A 14670-nucleotide genomic window follows, 5' to 3' on the forward strand; every position below is an offset into this window, starting at 1 on the left:
AGGTTCTGCCAGAGAACCCCCACATGGTGTGGTGGGCAGCCCTGCCAGGCTACCCTGTTTGCGGCCAGATCGGCGCGCTATTTGCCCAACGCGACCAGCTGCGCCGCCGCGGCCAGCACCGGCTCTCGCGGCGTGCCGGTTTCGTCCCGCAGTATCAATTGCAGCATCGCCGCGAGATGGTCGCGGTCGATCGCCTTGTTTTCTTCAATCAACCGCCGCACCGCGCGGCCCACTTCCTGATCTACCTGCTCTCTGCGTTGATCGTCGGTATCCATCGCCTGCTCCTGTTAGTTGGAAAATTGACGGCGGCTCGCCGCTCCTCCACACCCTAGCCGCAATGCGGCGTTATGCCAATGGCTGACCCCATACCACTTATTCAGATAGGTTATAAATATATAATCAATTTCTCTTTTATTCAGCCCAAACGTACTCTTGACCGCAAGAAACAGACTGAAGGACTGACTTTATATGGCGACTGATACCACTCACACTTACCCCGAGCGACGCTTCCCGCTGTTCGGCCTGCCGCGGCTGGTGCCGGGGCTGGCGCTGACCGGCGCGCTCACCGCGCTGGCCGTCTGGGCCGGCGACATTCCTGGGTGGCGGAGCTGGGGCGTGGGGGCGCTGACGCTGGCGATCCTGCTCGGCATTCTGGTGGGCAACACGCTGTACCCCCGCAAACCGTTTGTCACAGCGGCGTACAGCTGGCCAAACAGCGCCTGCTGCGTCTGGGCATTATCCTTTACGGCTTCCGGCTGACCTTTCAGCAGATCGCCGACGTGGGCGCCAGCGGCATCATCATCGATGCGCTGACCCTGATCACCACTTTCCTGCTGGCCTGCTGGCTCGGCAAGAAAGTGTTCGGCATCGACAGCCAAACCGCGATACTGATCGGCGCCGGCAGCAGCATTTGCGGCGCGGCGGCGGTGATGGCCACCGAGCCGGTGCTGAAGGCCGACTCCAGCAAAGTGGCGGTCGCGGTCTCGACCGTGGTGGTGTTCGGCACCCTGGCGATCTTCGCCTATCCGTGGCTGTATCAGTTGAATGAGCACTTCCAGTGGCTGCCGTTCAGCCAGGAAACCTTCGGTATCTACGCCGGCTCCACCATCCACGAAGTGGCTCAGGTGGTCGCCGCCGGGCACGCCATCGGGCCTGACGCCGAAAATGCGGCGGTGATCGCCAAGATGATCCGCGTGATGATGCTGGCGCCGTTCCTGCTGCTGCTGTCGGGCTACATCAGCCGCGGCAGCGCAGGCAAGGCGGAAAAATCCGCCATCACCATTCCGTGGTTCGCCGTGCTGTTTATCGCCGTCGCCGGGCTGAACTCCTTCAACCTGCTGCCGGCCACGCTGGTGCGGCACCTGATCACCGCCGACACCTGGATGCTGGCGATGGCGATGGCGGCGCTGGGGCTGACCACCCACATCAGCGCCGTGCGCCAGGCCGGGATGAAACCGATTCTGCTGGCGACGCTGCTGTTCGTCTGGCTGCTGGTCGGCGGCGGCGCGATAAACCAACTGGTGCAACACCTGCTGTAATCTCCCTCGGCGGCCCGCTTCGGCGGGCCGCCGCTTTTCGCCATTCAATCCGCCCGCCATCAATGCCATAATGTCACCGATAACACAGGAGAATGAAGATGAAGTTTGTCGGTGCACATGTCAGCGCGTCAGGCGGCGTGGATCAGGCGGTTATCCGCGCGCACGAATTGGAGGCGACCGCGTTCGCCCTGTTCACCAAAAATCAGCGTCAATGGAAGGCCGCCCCGCTGGCCGCCGACGTGATCGATAAGTTCAAGAGCGCCTGCGCCCAGTACGGTTACGGGCCGGGGCAAATCCTGCCGCACGACAGCTACCTGATCAATCTGGGGCACCCGGTAGCCGACGCGTTGGAAAAATCGCGCGAGGCGTTTATCGACGAGCTGCAGCGCTGCGAACAGCTGGGGCTGACGCTGCTGAACTTCCACCCCGGCAGCCACCTGCTGCAAATCGACGAAGATAAGTGCCTGGCGCGCATCGCCGAATCGATCAACATCGCGCTGGATAAAACCGCTGGCGTGACGGCCGTGATCGAGAACACCGCCGGCCAGGGCAGCAACCTGGGCTTCAAATTCGAGCACCTGGCGGCGATCATCGACGGCGTCGAAGACAAAAGCCGCGTCGGCGTTTGCATCGACACCTGCCACGCCTTCGCCGCCGGGTACGATCTGCGCACCGAAGAAGAATGCGAGCGCACCTTCAAGCAGTTGGGCGACATCGTCGGTTTCAACTACCTGCGCGGCATGCACCTGAACGACGCCAAGAGCGAGTTCAACAGCCGCGTCGACCGCCATCACAGCCTGGGGGAAGGCAACATCGGCAAAACGGTGTTCAGCTACATCATGCGCGATCCGCGTTTCGACAATATCCCGCTGATTCTGGAAACGGTAAATCCGGATATCTGGGCCGAAGAGATCGCCTGGCTGAAGGCGCAGCAGTAACGCAGCGCCCAAACGACAAAACCGGAGCCTGGGCTCCGGTTTTTTTTATGGCTGGATCGCCGTTACGCCACGCTGGCCGCCGGTACTTCAGCACGTTTCAGCAGGGCATAAGCCACCCCGGCCAACAGCGTGCCGGCGGCGATCGCCACCAGGTACAGCAACACCGGCGAAATCGCGCCCGGGATCAGCAGCACGAACAAGCCGCCGTGCGGCGCCATCAGCTTGGCGCCGAAGGCCATCGACAGCGCGCCGGTCAGCGCCCCGCCGGCGATACAGCACGGCAACACGCGCATCGGATCGCGGGCGGCGAACGGAATCGCCCCTTCGGTGATGAAGCACAGCCCCAGCACCAACGCCGCCTTGCCGCCTTCCTGTTCGGATTTCGGGAACTTGCGGCGCGCCAGCAGCGTCGCCAGGCCCATCGCCAGCGGTGGCACCATGCCCGCCGCCATGATGGCCGCCATCGGCGCATACACCGAGGAGCTGAGCAGCGCCACACCGAACGCGTAGGCCGCTTTGTTCACCGGGCCACCCATGTCGGTGCACATCATGCCGCCCAGGATCGCCCCCAGCAGCACGGCGTTGGCGGTGCCCAGAGACTGCAGCCAATGGGTCAGGCCTTCCATGATTTTCGCCACCGGCGTGCCAACCACGTAAATCATGATGAGGCCGGTGATCAGGCTGGCCACCAGCGGAATGATCAAGATGGGCTTCAGCGCTTCCATACTTTGCGGCAGGCGCAGCTTGCTGCTGATCGCCCTGGCGACATAACCCGCCAGGAAACCGGCGATGATGCCGCCAAGGAACCCGGCGCCGGTGCTCACCGCCAGCATGCCGCCGATCAGGCCCGGCGTCAGGCCCGGACGATCCGCGATGGAGAAGGCGATGAAACCGGCCAACACCGGCACCATCAGCGCGAAGGCGGAGCCGCCGCCGATCTGCATCAGCGCCGCCGCCAGGGTGCCCTTGACCTCAAACGCCTTGATGCCGAACACGAACGACAGCGCGATGCACAAACCGCCCGCCACCACCATCGGCAGCATGTAGGACACGCCGGTCAGCAGGTGACGATACGGGCCGCTGCCCTCTTTCTTCTTCGCCGTCGGCGCCGCGCCGCTACGCTGCTGCGGCTGGAACACTTCGGCTTCGGCCAGCGACTTGTCCAGTTCCTGCGCGGTTTTCTTCAGCGCCAGACCGGTGGAAGTACGATACATCGGCTTACCGGCAAACTTGTCCAGATCCACTTCGATGTCCGCCGCGACGATCACCAGATCCGCCGCCGCCACTTCTTCCGGGGTGATGGCGTTGCCGGCGCCGACGGAGCCGCGCGTTTCCACCTTCACCCACCAGCCGCGTTTCTTGGCTTCACTTTCAATGGCTTCGGCCGCCATAAAGGTGTGCGCCACGCCGGTCGGGCAAGCGGTGATCGCCACGATGCGTTTTTGTCCATCGGCTTTCACCGCAGCCGCCTGCGGCGCCTGATAGGTTTCAGCTTCGGCCTGGGCGCGCGCCAGAAACGCGTCCGGTTCACGCACCGCCTGTTCTACCTCGCCCACATAGATCAATTTGCCGTTCAGCGCGGCGTCAGCAGGAGCAGCCTGCCCCGCCACCGCCACCAGTTCGGCGTCCTGCAGCGACTCGACCAGCGTCAGGCCGGCTTTGGCCGCGGCGGCCTCCAGCATGCGTTTCGCCAGGTGGCCACGGGCCTGTCCCTGCGAACTGTCTACCATCAGCAGCGTTTTCATTCTGCCTCCTGCTATTGATTGAAAGGTTTCAGATCGACGCGCGCCATCATCGCGGCCAACTGGGGACGATCGGTCACGCCGACGTTGCTCTGGCTGACCGCCAGCGCCGCTACCGCCGTGGCCAGACGCAGGGTGTGTTCGCTGGATTCGCGCATCAGCAAGCCATAAATCAGGCCGCCGACCATCGAATCGCCGGCGCCCACGGTGCTGACCACCTCACAGGACGGCGGTTTGGCGATCCAGGCGCCGGATGCGTTAACCCACAGCGCGCCTTCCGCGCCGAGGGAGATGACCACGTGGGCGATGCCCTGTTCGCGCAGCGCATGCGCGGCCTCGACCACGTCCGCCAGCGTCGGCAGAGGGCGCCCGGCCCAGATTTCCAGCTCGCGGCGGTTCGGTTTGACCAGCCACGGCGAGGCCTTCAGCCCGGCGACCAGCGCTTCGCGGCTGCTGTCGAAAATGATGCACGGGCACTTGGCGCGCAGTTGGGTCATCCAGTCGGTAAACGCGTCAGGATCGACGCCGGCCGGCAGGCTGCCGCTCACCGCCACCATGTCAAACTGGCCCAGCCAGCTCAGCGAGTCGCTGACGAAGCGATCCCAGTCCTGCGGCGTCACTTCGAAGCCGGAGAAGTTGAAATCGGTCACTTCGCCGTCTTTTTCCGTCAGCTTGACGTTGATGCGGGTGCGCCCCGGCACCACCTGAAAGCGGTTGGCGATCCCCAGATCGCTGAACAGCAGTTGGAAACCGTCCTGATTATCTTTGCCCAGGAAGCCGCCGACGGTGACGTCGATGCCTAAATCCTTCAACACCTTGGCGACGTTGATGCCCTTACCGGCGGCGTGCAGGCCGGCGGTTTTTACCCGGTTGACTTCCCCGCGTTCAATCTGCGGGCAGAAACCCACCAGATCGTACGCCGGGTTCAGGGTGATTGTTGCTACTCTTCTGCTCATGCTGCGCCCTCGCCCAGTCCTTCATTAATCGCTTCGCCAATCGCCTTCAGCGCGGCTTCAGCATCTTCTCCATTGGCGGTAAAGCGCAGGTGATGCCCTTTCTTCACGCCCAACGCCACCACCTTCATCAGGCTGCGCCCGTTGGCCGGCTTGCCGCTGCCGTCCAGGTTGGTGACGGTGATGTCACTGTTGAAACTTTTGATCACGTTGACCAGCGCCGTGCCCGGCCGCGCGTGCAGACCGTGCTCGTTGCGGATCACGAATTCGGCGCTCAGCACGCTACTCTCTTCCGCCACGTCGCTGGTCAGCAGCGCCAGCACGCCGGCGGCATCCGCCTTCAGCAAGCGTTCAGCTTTGTTGGCCAGCAGCAGATCGCTGAGGTAGTTGAGCACCGCCAGCGGCTGCGCGTCGGCGACCGACACCGTCAGCAGCAGCGCCACCGGCTCGCCGTCTTCCACGAAAGCCTGCGCCGGGCGGCTGACGGTGGCCGCGCTGGCCAGGTTGCCTTCAACGCTGTCGCTGAGCCAAATGCCCTGCCCCAGATTCAGCGGCTTGCGGGTGATGGCATCGCTGACGAACTGCGCGTTGACCGCCCCGATTTTTTGCAGACGGCCGGCGTTCAGCGCCTGTAGCGTCATCAGGCTGTCGGCGGCGACGTCGAGCGCAATCAGCGAAACGTCGAACTGGAATTCAGCGCTCTGCCGTTCGCCCATCAACAGGCTGCGCAGCTCTTCCGCGGAGGTGGTTTTCGCCAGCCGCTCCGCCACGCTGTCATCGCTCAGCACGTGGGTGAGCTGACGCAGCAGCGCCAAATGCTCGTCGGAACGGGCGGCGATGCCGATCGCCACATAGGCGGTCTGGCCCTCCCCCCACGCGATGCCCTGCGGGAACTGGAACACCTGCACGCCGGTTTTCAACACCAGATCGCGGGTATCGGTGGTGCCGTGCGGAATGGCGATGCCGTTGCCCAGGTAGGTGGACGTCTGCAGTTCGCGCTGCAGCATGCCGTCCACATAACCGGCGCTGACGCAGCCGGCGTCGGTCAGCGCGGCGGCCACCTGACGGATGGCCTCCTGCTTATCGGCGGCAGCGGCGCCCAGATGAATGTCTTGCGGTGACAACTGGAACATGATTCTCCTCTCCTGCTGAATTGAATCGTTTCAGCTTCATTGAGAAAAAGGAGCGTTACCCGCTGCCCACAAGCGGTCGGATAACGCTGAAACGTTTCAAGGAGTGTGTAAGCAGCGCAAGATGAAAGCAAGCTTTCTCCCTTTCGCCATTGCAGATTTTTGAGCTTACGCACACTTTCATCGGCGCATTGGTCAGCGCCGGGGCAAAATGACATACTGTGCTGAAACTTTGCTGACGGAGAAAAGCATGAATGTAGTGACGGGCGTCGGGGTGATCATCGTGAACCCGCAAGGCGAGATTTTGCTGGGCAAACGCTGCGGCTCCCACGCGCCCTTTTGGTCGATCCCCGGCGGGCATCTGGATGCCGGTGAAACCTTCGAGCAGTGCGCCCAGCGCGAAATTGCCGAAGAAACCGGGTTGATCATCGATCCGCCGCGCTTCGTTGGCGTCAGCAACAATCTGCACACCTGGCGCGCCGAAGGCAAACACACGGTGTCCATCTGTCTGCAGGTGGCGCATCCCGGCGGCGAAGCCGAGCTGAAAGAACCCGAAAAATGCGCCGAATGGCGCTGGTGCGCGCCAGACTCTCTGCCGGAACCCCATTTCGAAGCCAGCCGCACGGCGATCCGCCTGTGGCTGAGCGGCCAAACCTACTTGCCAACGGCCTGAGCCCTTCGCGAGCGCGCGGCGTTCGCGTTGCCTGCCTCACAGCCCATCGCTATGTAAAATAGAATATAACGCTATTTTTTGCGATATACGCCATTTTTTTGACTACGGATAACCCCATGGGGTTAACCCTCTTCTATCATTACCCCTGCAATCGACGTGGCATTCTGACCTCCGGTCGGCGGCCTTTTGGCAAGATTTTATTTTAAATTCATAATTATAAGCGGGTTTACCATGAGCAAAAAACTGACTGGCTTTGAAAAAAAGCGCCGGTGGGCATGGCTATGGCTTTTGCTGCTGGGGATTATCCTCGGCGCGGCGCTGTTGGCCGGGACCGCCACCGTATTCCATAAAACCAGCGATACCGCCTTCTGCGTTTCCTGCCACACCATGCAACAACCGCTGGCCGAATATCAGGGCAGCGTCCACTTCCAAAACACCAAGGGCATCCGCGCCGAGTGCGCCGACTGCCACGTGCCGCACCAGCCGATCGATTACCTGTGGACCAAGATCCGCGCGGTAAAAGACATCTACGGCGAGATGGTCGGCACCATCGATACGCCGGAAAAATATGAAGCGCACAAGCTGGCGATGGCGCAGTCGGTCTGGAAGACGCTGAAAGAGAACGACTCGGCCACCTGCCGCTCCTGCCACAGCTACGACGCCATGGACATCACCGCCCAGCGTCCCGAAGCGCGCCTGCAGCACCCGGTGGCGATCAAACAGGGCGAAACCTGCATCGACTGCCATAAAGGCGTGGCCCACATCCTGCCGGACATGAGCGGCGAAACCCAGGCCGGCGCCGCCGAGCTGGCCAAGGCCGCGGCGCTGACCGCACCGGGCGCCACCACCCTCTACACCATCGCCACCGAACCGTTCTTCCTCAGCGCAGACGACAGCCATAATGCCGGTAACCTGATGCCGTCCACCGAAGTGCAGGTGGTGAAACAGGATGGCGACAAGGTGCTGGCCACCGTGAGCGGCTGGCAGCAAGACGGGGTCAGCGAAGTGTTCTACGCCGCGCAGGGCAAACGCATCCTCAGCGTGCTGCTGGGTGAAGACGCGCGCAAACAGCTGAAGACCGCGTCCACCCAGACCGATGCGGAAACCGGCCTGGTCTGGCATCAGGTCTCTTTGCAAGTGTGGCTGCCGCGCAAGCAGCTGATCGACGATCAGCAAAAAATCTGGCGCTACGCCGCGGACATGATGTCGGCCAACTGCACCGGCTGCCACGGGCTGACCGCGCTCGATCGCTTCAACGCCAACCAATGGATCGGCGTCATCAAAGGCATGGCGCCGCGTACCTCACTGACGCAGGAACAGCTGCGCGTGCTGACACAATACGTACAAAAACACGCCAGCGACATGCCACCTGCCGCACCGGCCAAGCTTTAAGGGAGAAGCGCAATGAGCAACCAAAAACCGTTAACCATGAGCCGCCGCCGCTTCCTAACCGGCGCCGCCGCGCTGACCGCCGCCCCGCTGCTGGCGGGATTATGGCCCAAAGCGGCGCTGGCGCAGGCCATCAGCGAAGCGCTGCCGCAGTTCATCGTCTTGCGTCAGGCGCAGAAAGGCATTCTGACCGGCGCCCACTGGGGCGCGTTTGAAGCCATCGTGCAGGACGGCAAGATGGTCGGCGTGCAGCCGGTGCAGGACGATCCGTATCCCAATGAGCTGATCACCATGGCGCCTTATCAGGTGCACGCCGAGAACCGCATCAAATATCCGATGGTGCGCAAAAGCTGGCTGGAAGGCGGCCCCGGCAGCCGCACCGAGCTGCGCGGCCGCGACGAGTGGGTGCGCGTCAGCTGGGACAAAGCAACCGAGCTGGTGTGCAATGAGATCACCCGCCTGCAAAAAGATCACGGCCCGCAGTCGATCTACGCCGGTTCCTACGGCTGGAAAAGCGTCGGCATGCTGCACAATAGCCGCACGCTGCTGCAGCGCCTGATGAACCTGACCGGCGGCTTCCTCGGCTACGCCGGTGACTACTCCACCGGCGCGGCACAGGTGATCATGTCGCACGTGGTCGGCTCGATGGAGGTCTACGAACAGCAGACCGCCTGGCCGAACGTGATCGAGAACAGCGAGCTGGTGATCCTGTGGGGCTGCAACCCGATGGTCACGCTGAAAAACAGCTGGAACGTGCCGGATCACGTCGGCCAGACCGGCTTCGAGGCGCTGAAGAAAAAAGGCACCCGGGTGATCAGCATCGATCCGGTACACAACGACAGCGCCAAGTTCGTCAATGCGCAGTGGATCGCCCCGCGCCCATACACCGACGGCGCCATGCTGATCGGCATCGCCCATACGCTGCTGACCGAGAAGCTGCATAACCCGGACTTCCTGAAAACCTATACCGTCGGCTTTGACAAGTTCCAGGCCTACCTGCTGGGCGAGAGCGACGGCGTGGCGAAAACCGCCGAATGGGCGGCCGACATCAGCGGTGTCGATGCCGACACGCTGCGCGCGCTGGCGCGCGAGATGGCGAAGCATCGCACCATGATCATGGGCGGCTGGGGCATTCAGCGCCAGCATCACGGCGAACAGCAGCACTGGCTGCTGGTAACGGTGGCGGCGATGCTCGGCCAGATCGGCCTGCCGGGCGGCGGCTTCGGCTTCAGCTACCACTATTCGTCCGGCGGCAGCCCGACCGCCAAGGGCGGCATCATCGCCGGCATCTCCGCCGGCAACGCGCCGAAGAACTCGCCGGCGCCGATCCCGGTGGCCCGCATCGCCGAATGCCTGAGCAATCCGGGCAAAACCATCGACTTCAACGGCGCCAAGGTCACCTACCCCGAGGTGAAAATGGTGTATGTGGCGGGTGGCAACACCTTCCACCAGCATCAGGACACCAATAACCTGGTCAAAGCCTGGCAGCGGCCGGACACCATCGTGGTCAACGAGCCTTACTGGACCGCCACCGCCAAGCATGCCGATATCGTCCTGCCGGCCACCACCAGCTACGAGCGCAACGATCTGGAAATGGGCGGCGACTATTCGCAGCTCTACGTGTTCCCGATGCATCAATGCGTGCCGCCACAGCACGAGTCGCGCAGCGACTTCGACATCTTCTCGGCGATGGCGGCCAGGCTGGGCGTGCAGGAGGCCTTTACCGAGGGCAAGGATGAAACCCAGTGGCTGAAAGGCATGTACGACGACATGAAAAACCAGGCGCGCGCCGCGCGGGTGGCGCTGCCGCCGTTCGACATGTTCTGGCAATCCAATAACTACGTGCGTTTCCCGGTGCCGGAGGCCAATAAGCAGTGGGTGCGCTTCGCCGATTACCGCGACAACCCGCTGCTGAACCCGCTGGGCACGCCGTCGGGCAAGATCGAAATCTACTCCGACGCCATCGCCAAAATGCATTATGCGGATTGCCCCGGCATCCCGACCTGGATGCCGCCGCACGAGTGGTATCGCGGGCCGGAAGCGGCCAAGTATCCGCTGTCGCTCAATACCGCGCACCCGACCAACCGGCTGCACTCCCAGCTCGACAATACGCCGCTGCGCAAGAAATACGCGGTGGCGGATCGTGAAGCGATCCTGATCCACCCGCAGGACGCGCAGCCGCGCGGCATTACCGGCGGCGATCTGGTGCGGGCGTTTAACGATCGCGGCCAGATCCTGGTAGGGGCGGTGGTCAGCGAAGACGTGCGGCCTGGCGTGGTGCGCATCAGCGAAGGCGCCTGGTTCGATCCGGCCGATCCGGCGCAGCCCGGCTCGCTGTGCAAGAACGGCAACGTCAACTGCCTGACCTTCGACATCGGCTCCTCCAGCCTGGCGCAGGGCAACTGCGGGCAGATGGCGCAGCTGCAGATCGAGAAGTATCAGGGGCCGGCGCTGAAAAATACCGCGCACGCCGTGCCGCAAGGCGCCTGATCCCGCGATAAACAGAGGGCGCAACGCGCCCCCTGTTTTCCTCGTCGCCGCGCGACATAGCCGCTTACCCTCCACCGAGGGATAGCGGTTTGCGTTTCTTTTCAACGGGCGTATGATGCGCGCGACCTCACTTTTTCGACGAATTCTCCATCGCCATGCCGACTTCATCCGCAGTAACGCGACGCACGCCCGATCTCACTTCGCTGGCCTTTTTGGCGGTGGCCTTCCTGACCGGCATCGCCGGCGCGTTGCAAACCCCGACGCTGAGCCTGTTTCTGGAAACCGAAGTCAAGGTGCGGCCGGCGCTGGTTGGCCTGTTCTTCACCGGCAGCGCGGTGATCGGCATTCTGGTCAGCCAGTTTCTCGCCGGCCGCTCGGATAAAAAAGGCGACCGCAAATCGCTGATCTTCCTCTGCTGTATGCTGGGTGCGCTGGGGTTCACGCTGTTCGCCTGGAGTCGCAATTACTACCTGTTGCTGCTCGTCGGCGTGCTGCTCACCAGCTTCGGTTCCACCGCTAACCCGCAAATGTTCGCCCTGGCGCGCGAACACGCCGATCGCACCGGGCGCGAGGCGGTGATGTTCACCTCCATCATGCGCGCGCAGGTCTCGCTCGCCTGGGTGATAGGCCCGCCGATCGCCTTCGCGCTGGCGCTGGGTTTCGGCTTCAAAACCCTGTATCTGGCGGGCGCGGCGGCCTTTGTCCTGTGCGGCCTGCTGGTGTGGAAACGGCTGCCCTCCATGCCGAAAAGCGCCGTGGCGAGCGCGCCTCTGGCCGCACCGCGCCAGCATCGCCGCGACGCGCTGCTGCTGTTTGGCGCCAGCACCCTGATGTGGACCGCCAACAGCATGTACCTGATCAACATGCCGCTGTATATGGTGCACGAACTGCGGCTGCCGGAGCGGCTGGTCGGCGTGCTGATGGGCACCGCCGCCGGGCTGGAGATCCCGATCATGCTGATCGCCGGCATGGTGGCGAAACGCTGCGGCAAACGGTGTTTGATGCTCGGCGCCGCCGTCGCCGGCGTACTGTTCTACTGCGGCCTGCTGTTTATCACCGGCAGTGGGCAACTCATCGCTCTGCAGCTGTTGAATGCGGCGTTTATCGGCGTACTGGCGGGGATCGGCATGCTCTACTTCCAGGATTTGATGCCCGGTCAGGCCGGCACGGCCACCACGCTGTTCACCAACACCATTCGAGTCGGCTGGGTTATCGCCGGCGCTATCGCCGGCGCGGTGGCGGAAATCTGGAACTACCATGCGGTGTTTTACGCCGCGCTGGCGATGGCCGTAGGCGCGACGCTGTGTCTGTGGCGGTTGAAAGACGTTTAAGGCGCGGTGTCCGCTTCCAGCCTGGCGAGGTAGATCAGCGCCTGATCGCGGTGATCGTGGCACATGTCGCGGCTCGGCTGCAGGCTGCCACACACCTTCGGCCGCAGCGGCGAATGAAACAGGCCGCAGCGCAGCTGTTCATCCAAATGAATACAGCGGGTATTGGCGGGCTTGCCGTTCGGCATGCCGGGGATCGGGCTGGATATTGACGGCGCGATACAGCAGGCGCCGCAGTCGCTGCGACAGTCCATCAGCGCTACTCCTGGTGGGCTGGGGAAAAGAAGCGCGACAATAGCAGCCGCGTGCGGCGGCCGCCAGCAGAATCCCTGCGCCTTGGCGATCTTTACACTCGTCCCGCAACCGTCTTGCCCCGCCGGATTCGCCGCCTGGCGAATAAACGCCCAAAAAGCCGCAATTTAAAGACAAAAACGCGTGAAGCGTGCAATTTCCACGCTTTACATGCGCCATGCACCCATGTACCATTGAGCTAGTACAAAAGAACCTCTTCCATCAGGAGCGCACATGTCTACGGACACCATCCAGAAGCTGGCCCGCCCTTCCGTTCTCGGCGGCGCGATGATCATTGCCGGTACCGCCGTAGGCGCCGGCATGTTTTCCATTCCGATCGTCACTTCCGGTGTCTGGTTCAGCGGCTCCGTCGCGCTGCTGGTGTATACCTGGGCCTGCATGTTGCTTTCCGGCCTGATGATCCTTGAAGCCACGCTGCACTACCCGAGCGGCGCCAGCTTCAACACCATGGTCAAGGATCTGCTGGGCAAAGGCTGGAACGCCGTGAACGGCCTGTCGGTGGCGTTCGTGCTGTACATCCTGACCTACGCCTATATCTCCGCGGGCGGTTCGATCATCGCGCACACGCTGGAGGGCATCGTCGGCGTCGGCCAGGCCACCGCCGGCCTGGTGTTCGCGCTGGTCGTGGCGTTTATCGTCTGGCTCTCCACCCGCGCGGTCGACCGCCTGAGCACCATTCTGATCGGCGGCATGGTGATCACCTTCGTGATGTCGGTGGGTGACATGTTCACCCACGTGCAGCCTGCGGTGCTGTTCAATACCGGCGATGACCAGGCCAGCTATCTGCCTTACGCCCTGGCGGCATTGCCTTACCTGCTGACCTCGTTCGGCTACCACGGCAACATTCCCGGGCTGGTGAAGTACTACCACAAGGACAGCGGCTCCGTGGTGCGCAGCCTGGTGTACGGCACCCTGTTGGCATTGGCTATCTACATCCTGTGGCAGTATGTGATTCAGGGCAATATCGCGCGCGACGCCTTTAAGCAGGTGATCGCCGAGGGCGGCAATATCGGCAGCCTGCTCAAGCAAATGGGCAACGTCTCCAGCAGCCAGACCGTCAGCCAACTGCTGAACGCTTTCTCCTATATGGCGCTGGCCAGCTCGTTCCTCGGCGTGTCGCTGGGCCTGTTCGACTACCTGGCGGACTTCTGCAAATTCAAGGACGACGCCGTCGGGCGCAGCAAGACCGCGCTGGTGACCTTTGTGCCGCCGACCCTGGCCGCGCTGCTGTTCCCGAACGGTTTCCTGTACGCCATCGGCTTCGCCGGGCTGGCGGCCACCATCTGGGCGGTGATCGTGCCGGCGCTGATGGCGCGTGCCAGCCGCCGCCGCTATCCGCAGGCCGGTTATCGCGCACCGGGCGGCAACGGCGTGATCCTGTTCGTCATCCTGTTTGGACTGATCAACGCCGCCGCGCATATTCTGTCGCTGTTCGGCCTGCTGCCGGTCTTCCGGTAATCCCCGACGGGAGGGCTGCCGCCCTCCCTTTCCCGCACTGTTTTTGCGCCGGGCTATTGCCTGAAATCGGCGGCGCGAGTACCTTGTCGCAACTTCTCTAATACTCTTCATTGCGGATGAATTGAAATGGCAAGAGCTAACGAAATTAAACGCGGCATGGCGATCAGCTACAACGGCAAGCTGCTGCTGGTAAAAGATATCGACGTGCAGAGCCCGAGCGCCCGCGGCGCCAGCACCCTGTACAAAATGCGCTTCTCCGACGTGCGCACCGGCCTGAAAGTGGAAGAACGCTTCAAGGGCGACGATATCCTGGACACCATTTCCCTGTCGCGCCGCAAGGTGAACTTCTCCTATATCGACGGCGAAGAATACGTGTTTATGGATGACGAAGATTACACGCCGTACATCTTCAAGAAAGACCAGATCGAAGACGAACTGCTGTTCATTCCGGAAGGCGGCCTGCCGGGCATGCAGGTGCTGACGTTGGACGGCCAGGTCCTGGCGCTGGAGCTGCCGCAGACCGTGGATATGGAAATCGTCGAGACCGCGCCGGGCATCAAAGGCGCTTCCGCCAGCGCCCGCAACAAGCCGGCCACCATGGCGACCGGTCTGGTGATCCATGTGCCGGAATACCTCAGCGCCGGCGACAAGATCCGCATTCATATCGCCGAACGCCGCTACATGAGCCGCGCCGACTAGTCGCGCCAGCGGGGCCGATA

At 62.8% G+C, this 14670-nt stretch carries 12 protein-coding genes and 1 pseudogene; 8 read left to right on the plus strand and 5 right to left on the minus strand.

Translation table 11 applies throughout. The annotated features are described in order from the left end of the window. Positions 1-77 precede the first annotated feature (77 nt). Positions 78-275, minus strand: coding sequence for a hypothetical protein (locus SERRSCBI_RS16025; RefSeq protein WP_033643799.1), 198 nt, complete (start codon positions 273-275; stop codon positions 78-80). A gap of 193 nt (positions 276-468) precedes the next feature. Here SERRSCBI_RS16025 and SERRSCBI_RS16030 point away from each other — a divergent pair. Continuing rightward, positions 469-1538, plus strand: a pseudogene (locus SERRSCBI_RS16030) (YeiH family protein). A 98-nt stretch (positions 1539-1636) separates the two neighbouring features. Next, positions 1637-2476 (plus strand): deoxyribonuclease IV, encoded by an 840-nt coding sequence (gene nfo, locus SERRSCBI_RS16035; RefSeq protein ID WP_033643802.1) that lies wholly within the window; start codon positions 1637-1639, stop codon positions 2474-2476. Positions 2477-2538: 62 nt separating this feature from the next. Here nfo and fruA read toward each other — a convergent pair whose 3' ends face one another. Genes fruA through fruB form a run of 3 tightly spaced genes read right to left on the minus strand, consistent with a single transcriptional unit; the run spans position 2539 to position 6304 of the window. Then, positions 2539-4221, minus strand: coding sequence for a PTS fructose transporter subunit IIBC (gene fruA, locus SERRSCBI_RS16040; protein ID WP_042785052.1), 1683 nt, complete (start codon positions 4219-4221; stop codon positions 2539-2541). An 11-nt stretch (positions 4222-4232) separates the two neighbouring features. Beyond that, positions 4233-5174 carry a 1-phosphofructokinase gene (gene fruK / locus SERRSCBI_RS16045; protein ID WP_015378523.1) on the minus strand — a complete coding sequence of 314 codons (942 nt, stop codon included), beginning with the start codon at positions 5172-5174 and terminating at the stop codon, positions 4233-4235. Beyond that, on the minus strand, positions 5171-6304 hold the full coding sequence (fruB, locus tag SERRSCBI_RS16050; RefSeq protein ID WP_033643805.1) for a fused PTS fructose transporter subunit IIA/HPr protein: 1134 nt from the start codon (positions 6302-6304) through the stop codon (positions 5171-5173). The genes fruK and fruB overlap by 4 nt, the downstream gene beginning before the upstream one ends. A 247-nt stretch (positions 6305-6551) precedes the next feature. Between fruB and SERRSCBI_RS16055 the strand changes: the two genes are divergently transcribed. From SERRSCBI_RS16055 to SERRSCBI_RS16070, 4 genes are all read left to right on the plus strand, one after another. Continuing rightward, complete coding sequence (locus SERRSCBI_RS16055; protein WP_042785053.1) at positions 6552-6974, plus strand: NUDIX hydrolase; 423 nt, start codon at positions 6552-6554, stop codon at positions 6972-6974. Between the two features lie 231 nt (positions 6975-7205). Next, the gene (locus SERRSCBI_RS16060) at positions 7206-8366 is read left to right on the plus strand and encodes a NapC/NirT family cytochrome c (protein WP_042785054.1); all 1161 of its coding nucleotides are present in this window, start codon (positions 7206-7208) and stop codon (positions 8364-8366) included. A gap of 12 nt (positions 8367-8378) precedes the next feature. Next, positions 8379-10853: a trimethylamine-N-oxide reductase TorA gene (gene torA, locus SERRSCBI_RS16065; protein WP_033652537.1), complete on the plus strand. Its 2475-nt coding sequence runs from the start codon at positions 8379-8381 to the stop codon at positions 10851-10853. 155 nt (positions 10854-11008) lie between these two features. After that, a complete protein-coding gene (locus tag SERRSCBI_RS16070; protein ID WP_042785055.1) occupies positions 11009-12184 on the plus strand; it encodes a sugar efflux transporter in 1176 nt (391 codons plus the stop codon). Here the strand turns inward: SERRSCBI_RS16070 and SERRSCBI_RS16075 are convergent. Continuing rightward, a complete protein-coding gene (locus tag SERRSCBI_RS16075; RefSeq protein WP_019453627.1) occupies positions 12181-12435 on the minus strand; it encodes a YkgJ family cysteine cluster protein in 255 nt (84 codons plus the stop codon). The two genes, SERRSCBI_RS16070 and SERRSCBI_RS16075, sit on opposite strands and share 4 nt — an antisense overlap. Before the next feature lie 271 nt (positions 12436-12706). Between SERRSCBI_RS16075 and mtr the strand changes: the two genes are divergently transcribed. Then, positions 12707-13951 (plus strand): tryptophan permease, encoded by a 1245-nt coding sequence (gene mtr, locus SERRSCBI_RS16080; protein ID WP_042785056.1) that lies wholly within the window; start codon positions 12707-12709, stop codon positions 13949-13951. Between the two features lie 126 nt (positions 13952-14077). Next, positions 14078-14650: an elongation factor P-like protein YeiP gene (gene yeiP / locus SERRSCBI_RS16085; protein WP_004935725.1), complete on the plus strand. Its 573-nt coding sequence runs from the start codon at positions 14078-14080 to the stop codon at positions 14648-14650. Positions 14651-14670: the final 20 nt, after the last annotated feature.

The organism is Serratia sp. SCBI (assembly GCF_000747565.1).
Classification (GTDB): domain Bacteria; phylum Pseudomonadota; class Gammaproteobacteria; order Enterobacterales; family Enterobacteriaceae; genus Serratia; species Serratia ureilytica.

Bases quoted from the DNA above. Each gene is read 5' to 3' on its own strand.
- mtr (WP_042785056.1), top strand. From the start codon at position 12,707: ATGTCTACGGACACCATCCAGAAGCTGGCCCGCCCTTCCGTTCTCGGC.
- SERRSCBI_RS16070 (WP_042785055.1), top strand. From the start codon at position 11,009: ATGCCGACTTCATCCGCAGTAACGCGACGCACGCCCGATCTCACTTCG.
- SERRSCBI_RS16025 (WP_033643799.1), bottom strand. From the start codon at position 275: ATGGATACCGACGATCAACGCAGAGAGCAGGTAGATCAGGAAGTGGGC.
- torA (WP_033652537.1), top strand. From the start codon at position 8,379: ATGAGCAACCAAAAACCGTTAACCATGAGCCGCCGCCGCTTCCTAACC.
- yeiP (WP_004935725.1), top strand. From the start codon at position 14,078: ATGGCAAGAGCTAACGAAATTAAACGCGGCATGGCGATCAGCTACAAC.
- fruK (WP_015378523.1), bottom strand. From the start codon at position 5,174: ATGAGCAGAAGAGTAGCAACAATCACCCTGAACCCGGCGTACGATCTG.
- fruA (WP_042785052.1), bottom strand. From the start codon at position 4,221: ATGAAAACGCTGCTGATGGTAGACAGTTCGCAGGGACAGGCCCGTGGC.
- SERRSCBI_RS16055 (WP_042785053.1), top strand. From the start codon at position 6,552: ATGAATGTAGTGACGGGCGTCGGGGTGATCATCGTGAACCCGCAAGGC.
- nfo (WP_033643802.1), top strand. From the start codon at position 1,637: ATGAAGTTTGTCGGTGCACATGTCAGCGCGTCAGGCGGCGTGGATCAG.
- fruB (WP_033643805.1), bottom strand. From the start codon at position 6,304: ATGTTCCAGTTGTCACCGCAAGACATTCATCTGGGCGCCGCTGCCGCC.
- SERRSCBI_RS16075 (WP_019453627.1), bottom strand. From the start codon at position 12,435: ATGGACTGTCGCAGCGACTGCGGCGCCTGCTGTATCGCGCCGTCAATA.
- SERRSCBI_RS16060 (WP_042785054.1), top strand. From the start codon at position 7,206: ATGAGCAAAAAACTGACTGGCTTTGAAAAAAAGCGCCGGTGGGCATGG.